Source organism: Vulcanococcus sp. DEBay_Sum22DG08_74 (assembly GCF_017852955.1).
Taxonomy (GTDB): Bacteria; Cyanobacteriota; Cyanobacteriia; order PCC-6307; family Cyanobiaceae; genus Vulcanococcus.
On the sequence record NZ_JAFMKL010000084.1, the window covers coordinates 1 to 7,091 of the forward strand.

A 7,091-nucleotide genomic window follows, 5' to 3' on the forward strand; every position below is an offset into this window, starting at 1 on the left:
CCCAAACCACAAACCACCAGATCGGGACGCCCCTCGCGCACCCGCTGCAGCTGGTTTTCGACATGTTGCCCCTCGCTGAGCTGCGTGCCCTCGGGCAGGCGCGCCAGCTCTTCGGCCATCAACTGACGGTCGAGGTAGGGGGTTCCCACCTCCACCAGCTCCATGCCGCACTCCCGCGAGAGAAAGCGCGCCAGGGCCGGCTCCAGCTGGGAATCGGGAAGCAGAAAGAGACGTTTGCCCGCCAACACCTCCCGGTGGGGAGCCAAGGCCCGCCGGCCGCGCTCCACCAGGGGATCCAGCACGGCATCAATACGGTCCTGCGCAATGCCACAGGCCCTGGCCGCCGCGGCCATCCAGTCCCGGCTGCCTTCAACACCAAAGGGATAGGGCGCAGGCACCAACGTGGCTCCGCGGTCCACCAAGGCCCGAGCCGTACCGGAGAGGAAGGGCTGCGCCAGGAGCAGCTGGGTCCCCGGGCCCACCGGGGGAAGCTCAGTGGAACGCCGTGGCGGCAGGCTCACCACCCGCTCAATGCCGAGTTTCTGGAACAGGCCGACCAAACGGTCTTCGACCGCATCCGCCAGGGTCCCTGCGATCAACAGCTGGGGCTGGTCCGTTTTAGGCATCAGGGGAACCAGCGCCTGCAGGGCGCTGTCCTCCCCCTGGGTGAAGGTGGTCTCGATGCCACTGCCGGTGTAGTTGATCACCGTCACGCGCCCGGCGTGCTGCTGATTCAGCCGCTCCGAGGCCTTCGCCAGGTCGAGCTTGATCACCTCACTGGGGCAACTCCCCACCAGGAACAGGGTGCGGATCTCGGGGCGGCGCTCCAGCAGTTGCGCGACGAGTCGATCCAACTCCTCGTTGGCATCCGCCAAGCCGGCCAGATCGCGCTCGCCAAGGATCGCGGTGCCGAAGCGGGGTTCGGCAAAAATCATCACCCCGGCGGCGCTCTGGATCAGGTGGGCGCAGGTGCGGGAGCCCACCACCAGGAAAAAGGCATCCGGCATGCGCCGATGCAACCAGACGATCGAGGTCAGGCCGCAAAACACCTCCCGCTGACCGCTTTCCTTCAGCGGTGGTGGTAAAGCCGTCGAAGCAACTGAGCTACTGACCATCACAGCCAGCCCCCTTTGGTGAGCGCTATCGACCCGGGCTAGCTCCGGCTTGGGGGGTTAGGGGGGCTTTGGGCACAAGCTGTCATTAACGGGGTGAGGGAAAGCGCACAAAGCCCATCCCTCAACTGGCGGGCAACGCCCGCAGGGAATCCTCAGAGCCCATCACCACCAGCAGCTCGCCCTCAGCCAGGACATGGGAGGCCGGGGGGTTCACATGCAGCTCGCCCGCCGGTCCTGCCGCCAGGACATTGACGTTGTAGTGCTTGCGGAGGTTGAGATCCCGCAGCGAATGGCCGATGAAAGCTGCGGGGACCTTGATTTCTTCAATGCTGCTGCGGTCGTCCAAACGCAACTGCTCCAGCAGATTCGGGCGGACCAGCTCCATCCCGAGCCGCTGACCCATCATTTTTGAGGGGAAGACCACGCGGTCCGCGCCGACGCGCTTGAGCATCTTCATGTGGATGTCGCTCGTGGCCCGGGCGATCACCTGCTTCACCCGACTGCCTTCGGAGTCCTTGCAGATCAAGGTCGCGGTGACACTGGCCTCCAGCGGTTCACTCATGGCCACGACCACCGTCTCCATGTCCAGCACCCCTGCCGCCCGCAGGGCCTCTTCATCGGTGCAGTCCACCACCCGCGCTTCGATGGCGGGATCGATCTGGCGCAGCTCATCGATGGCGCGCTGGTTGGAATCAATGGCCAACACCTCCGCCCCGGACTGAAGCAACTCCGAGCAGACCGAGGAGCCAAAACGTCCGACCCCGATGACGGCAAAACTGCCGCGGCGTACCCCGGCTTCAGCGCTCCACTGCCACCACTGATTCACAGCCACTGATTCACAGCCCGGTGCTCGTCGCCCCTGTTCTAAGTGCTGAAGCCACTAGACATACAAATCTTCCTTGGGATAACCCACCCGGCTCTGGGGCCGGGTGCCATAGAGCGCGGAGAGCAGCAACAGGATTCCCACCCGCCCCACGAACATCCCCACCATCAAGACCAGTTGGCCCCAGCGGTTGAGATGGGCCGTGACCCCCAGGTCCAGGCCGACCGTGCCAAAGGCGGAGACGCAGGTGAAGAGCTTCTCCAGGAAACTGAAGGACTGCACCTGCTGCTGCCCTAGGGAATTCCCCAAACCCAAGGTCAAGGCCATCAGCACCACAAACAGGGCCGAAGCCAAGGTGACCCCCACGGCCCGCAGCACCGTGGCATCGGGAATCTGCCGGCGGTGCAGCAGCACATGGCTGCGGCCCTGGAGGGTCGAGCGGGTGGCCCCCATCAGGATGGCGAAGGTCGTTGTTTTCACCCCGCCACCGGTGCCGCCGGGGCTGGCGCCAATGAACATCAACAGGATGATCAGCAGCAGCCCGGCGTCGGTGATCTGGTGGGCGGAGAGGGGAATCGTGTTGAAGCCGGCGGTGCGGGTGGTGATCGACTGAAAGAGGACGATCTGCAGGTCCTCAAGCCAGCCATAGGGCTCCATCGCCGAGGCGCCGTAGCCGATGTGCTCGGTAATCAACAGACCCACCGCGCCGATGACGATCAACAGCGCCGTACTGCGAATGACCAGGCGGGTGTGAAGGCTCAGGCGACGCAGGCGACCCAACCGAAAGCGGTTGTTCCAGATGTCATTGGCCACCCGCCAACCAATGCCACCGATGACGATCATGAAAGCGATGACCCCAGTCACCACGGGGTTATCGCGATAGCTCTCCAGGCTGTTGGACCAGAGGCCAAATCCGGCGTTGTTGTAAGCGCTGATGGCATGGAACATCGCAGCCCAAAGCCGTCTGCCAGGGTCCTCGATGTCGGTAAAACCAAAGCTGTAGAGCACCACCGTGCCCAAGCCCATCACACAGAGGGCCACCAGCAGGATGCTGTGGAAGGTGGGTCCGATGCCGCCGACCCCGAATTCATCAAGGGCACGGCCCTTGTCCAAACGATTACGCAAGCCGGATCGGCCCTGCACAAACCCCTGCAGGAAGGTCGTGATCGCCATCAGTCCGAGACCACCGGTGATGATCAAGCCCGCGAGCACCACCTGGCCTGCGAAGGTCAGATCCTCTCCGATATCGATCACCGAAAGACCGGTCACAGTGATCGCCGAGGTAGCCGTGAACAGGGCCTGCCACAAACCAACGTTGGAGTTGGAGCAGAGCGGCGTCGAGAGCAGCAGTGTCGCCAAAACGATCACCAGCAGGCCCGTCACCACGGTGAACTGCGGCACCGTGAGCTGATGGCGCCAACGCTGTAGCGCCCGGACTGGATTGCTCGAAGACGGGTTCATCCCGCAAACCGTAGGTAAGGTCCGATCGATCTCGCAGCCTGCGCCAGTCGATGAATCCGATCGTTGTGCTGCTGGTGATGGCGGTGCTGATCCTGGTGGGCTCGGCTTTGGCCTCCAGTACGGAAGCCGCCATGCTGACGGTGAATCCGATTCAGGTCCACACCCTCAAGCAGCAAAAGGTGCCGGGATCACGGGCACTGGAGCGCATCAAGGCCAGGCCCGGGCGGGCCCTGGTGCTGCTGGTGGTGATCAACAACCTGTTCAACATCTCCGGTTCAATCCTGCTCGGTAGCCAGGCCAACCAGGTGTTCGAAAGCGTCGGGGGCCGCTGGGCCCTGCTGCTCTTCAACGTCGGGTTCACGGTGGCCGTGATCCTCTTCGCTGAAATCCTGCCCAAAACGATCGGCAACAGCTTCGCCATGCCGATCTCCTTGGTCTCGGCCCGCATTCTGCTGATGCTCGAGCGGCTGACCCTGCCGCTGCTGCTGGTGCTGGAGAAGCTGATGCCGGCCATCACAGCCACGAGTGAACTCACCACCAACGAACGTGAGATCCACCTGATGGCGCGCCTGGGCTCCCAGCAGGGCCAGATCGAAGCCGACGAGGCCGCGATGATCGGCAAGGTCTTTGCCCTCAACGACCTCACCGCCAGGGATCTGATGGTTTCACGGGTGGCGACCCCGTCCCTTTCAGGCGGCGCCAGCCTGGACTCGGTTCGCCAGGAGATCCTTGAGGCCGCCGATGACGCCTGGTGGGTTGTCCTGGGGGAAGAGGTGGATGAGGTGCTGGGGGTTCAAAGCCGCGAGCGAGCCATGGCTGAGCTGCTCAGCGGTGGGGGCTACCGCCTGATCAGCCAGCTCTGTGATGCGCCGCAATTCGTCCCCGAGATGATCCGTGCCGATCGGCTGCTCACCAGCTTCCGGCGCGGCGACCGCAGCTCCGTGCGGGTTGTTGTCGACGAGTTCGGGGCCTTCGTGGGCCTGGTCAGCGCCGCCGACATCCTTGGGGTGCTGGCCGGTTGGAAGCGGGTCCCCGAGGGCTAGGTATGGGCGCGGCCCTGCTGGCTGCGCTTGAGCAACCACCAGTAGATCCCACCAAACAGCGCTGCGCTGAGGGATCCCACCAGGGTGGAGCCCAGCAACAGACGGCTGGAGATCGCCAGCCCGAGCTCCCAGATGCCCCCCTGCTGGATTGCCTCAAGGGTGGGCAAGGCAGGGCCAGGGCCCAGCAACCAGCAACCGACGCTGTAGTTGAACCAATAGAGGGGGATGTAGGTCAGGGGGTTGCTAATCCAAGTACCCGCCGCAGCCAGGATGTGGTTCCCGCGCACCAAGCTGGCCAGGGCGATGCCCAGCAAGGTCTGCAGACCGAAGATCGGGAAGCACCCCATGAACACCCCTGCCGCCAAGCCCCGGGCTTTCTGGCCGCGACTGGCCTCGTGATGCCACAGCCAGAGCAACCACTGTTTGAGGCGCTTCATCCAACCCCGCGGGCCTTGCGAGCTCACGTTCTACAGGCCGAACCAGCGGCAGACCATCCAAGGAACGGCGATGGCCATCGCAATCGTCAAGGGGAAGCCATAGCGGGAGACATCCAAGAAGCGATAGCGACCCGGGCCATAGACCATCAGGTTGGTTTGGTAGCCAATCGGACTGAGAAAGCTCTGGCTGGCGCCGAAGAGCACCACATAAATCAAGGCCATCGGCGGTAGGCCAAGCCCCTGGGCCAACTGACCCGCGATGGGAATCAACATCGCCACCGTCGCCGCGTTGCTCATGACTTCGGTCAACGCGACGGTGAACAGGAACACCACGAGCATGGCGCCATAGACCGGCCAGCTGCTCAAGCCGAGCAACAGGGCCTGGGCCAGGGCAGAGGCCAGACCCGTTTTTTCCAGGGCAACGCTGAAGCTCGCCAGCGAGCCCAGGAGCACCAGTACATCCAGGCGGACCACCCGTTGCAGTTCACCGGCGCGCAGGCAACCGGTCACCACCATGGCCACCGTGCCCAGCAGCACGGACGCCACCAAGGGGATGATCTCAAAGCTGGGCAACAGCAGCACCAGGGCAGCAATGAGCAGCGCCACGCGCTTGCGGCTGACCGTGGGCAGGTCCTTCTCCAACTGCTCCAGGACCACCAGGTCATTACTGGCCGCCAGGCCGCGGATGGCGTCCTTGGGACCCTGCAGCAGCAGCACATCCCCCTCACGGAGTTGGGCGCGCCCGAGCCGTTCCCGCAGCACGGCATTGCCGCGCCGCAGGGCCAACACCGTGGCGTTGTAGCGCTGCCGGAAACGCAGATCGCGCAGGCAGTCACCGGCGAGGGTGGAGCCGGAGGGCAACAGCACCTCCACCATCCGCTGGCTGTTGTCCTGCTCCAGGCTGAGCGGTTGCTCCGGCGTGGGGGCCAAGACCACTGTGTGGTCCTGCTGGAGGCGCAGCAGGTCCTCGCGGCTGCAGCGCAGCAGCAGACGATCCCCGAGCATCAAGGTGCGGTCGGCCAAGGGAGGCATAAAGCGCTCCGCGCCGCGGTGCAGCTCCAGAACGTCGAGGTCAAAGCGCCGTTGCAGCCGCGTGGCGTGGAGCGACTGGCCAATGAGCTCAGAACCCAATGGAATCTTGACCTCGGTCAGGTATCCACTGCTGGAGAGGTCAGCGATCAGGTCGTCGTCATCGCGGCCCCGATCCGGCAGAAAGCGATCGGCGAGCAGCACCATCAGCGAACCGCCCAGCAGCCAGACCCCCAGACCGATCGGGGTAAAGCTGAATAAGCCAAAGCTGCCGTAGCCCAGACGGCTACTGACCTCGCTGGCCAGCAGGTTCACCGAGCTGCCCAGCAGGGTGATCGTCCCCCCGAGCACCGTGGCAAAGGACAACGGGAGCAGCACCTTCGACGGGGAGATGCGGCGGCGTTTGCACCAGCCCTCCACCACCGGAAGCAGGCTGGCGACGATCGGGGTATTGGGAACAACCGCAGAAACGGGACCCACCACCGCCACCATCAAGGCAATCATTCGCTTCGGGCTGCGAATGGCGTCGGAGCCGATCAAGGCGCGCAGACGATCGAGTCCCCCGCTGCGGAACAGCCCAGCGGAGATGGCGAACAGACCAGCCAGGGTGATCAGGGCAGGGCTGCCAAAACCCTCCAGGGCTTCGCGCGGCTCGATCACGTGGAAGCTGACCAGCAGGCCGGCGGCGAGCAACCCCGTGAGATCGGGCGCCAGCCAACCGGAGATGAAGAGGACCACGGAGCCCAGCAACACCACCAGCGTGATCAGGGCTCCGGGCTGCAGAGCGGCAGCAACAAGATCAGCCAAGGGAGGGGCGATCGGGCAAGGCCCTCAGCCTACAGCTCGCAAAACACGGCCAACAGATCGGGAATCCCTGCACAGCGAGAAAAGATCAACCTGAACTGAGACTGCAAAAGGGAACTTGGCAACACCAATTCCCAAGTGCTTTACCGTGGAATTGCCTCAAGCACGTCCGTTGCCCTTCAACGCCAAAACCAGCTACGGACTGCTCGCCCTGATCGAACTCGCTGGCATCCAGGCCCAAGGAGGACGGCTACAGGTCTCGGTCATCGCGCAGCGACAGGGCATTCCCGAGCGCTACCTCGAGCAGATGATGACCAGCCTGCGCAAGGGGGGCCTGCTCAACAGCAGCCGTGGCCCCAAGGGGGGCTACCAACTGGCC

General features: G+C 64.2%; 7 protein-coding genes. 2 read left to right on the plus strand and 5 right to left on the minus strand.

Annotated elements, in window-relative coordinates; genetic code table 11:
• The 3 genes from QZ184_RS08800 to QZ184_RS08810 all read right to left on the minus strand — a co-directional run.
• A partial coding sequence (locus QZ184_RS08800) for a ferredoxin:protochlorophyllide reductase (ATP-dependent) subunit N (protein ID WP_296419142.1) occupies nucleotides 1-1,115 on the minus strand: 1,115 nt, incomplete at its 3' end.
• A gap of 121 nt (nucleotides 1,116-1,236) precedes the next feature.
• Nucleotides 1,237-1,941 carry a TrkA family potassium uptake protein gene (locus tag QZ184_RS08805; protein WP_010316572.1) on the minus strand — a complete coding sequence of 235 codons (705 nt, stop codon included), beginning with the start codon at nucleotides 1,939-1,941 and terminating at the stop codon, nucleotides 1,237-1,239.
• Nucleotides 1,942-1,995: 54 nt separating this feature from the next.
• Nucleotides 1,996-3,399, minus strand: coding sequence for a potassium transporter TrkG (locus QZ184_RS08810; RefSeq protein WP_029626252.1), 1,404 nt, complete (start codon nucleotides 3,397-3,399; stop codon nucleotides 1,996-1,998).
• A gap of 50 nt (nucleotides 3,400-3,449) precedes the next feature.
• Here QZ184_RS08810 and QZ184_RS08815 point away from each other — a divergent pair, with 50 nt between their 5' ends.
• Nucleotides 3,450-4,442, plus strand: a complete 993-nt coding sequence (locus QZ184_RS08815) for a CNNM domain-containing protein (protein ID WP_247477824.1) — start codon at nucleotides 3,450-3,452, stop codon at nucleotides 4,440-4,442.
• Here the strand turns inward: QZ184_RS08815 and QZ184_RS08820 are convergent.
• Both QZ184_RS08820 and QZ184_RS08825 read right to left on the minus strand, forming a co-directional pair.
• The gene (locus QZ184_RS08820) at nucleotides 4,439-4,879 is read right to left on the minus strand and encodes a DUF2062 domain-containing protein (protein ID WP_010316569.1); all 441 of its coding nucleotides are present in this window, start codon (nucleotides 4,877-4,879) and stop codon (nucleotides 4,439-4,441) included. The genes QZ184_RS08815 and QZ184_RS08820 overlap by 4 nt on opposite strands.
• A 30-nt stretch (nucleotides 4,880-4,909) precedes the next feature.
• Nucleotides 4,910-6,715, minus strand: coding sequence for an SLC13 family permease (locus QZ184_RS08825; RefSeq protein WP_296419143.1), 1,806 nt, complete (start codon nucleotides 6,713-6,715; stop codon nucleotides 4,910-4,912).
• 169 nt (nucleotides 6,716-6,884) lie between these two features.
• Here QZ184_RS08825 and QZ184_RS08830 point away from each other — a divergent pair.
• A partial coding sequence (locus tag QZ184_RS08830; protein WP_296419145.1) for an Rrf2 family transcriptional regulator occupies nucleotides 6,885-7,091 on the plus strand: 207 nt, incomplete at its 3' end.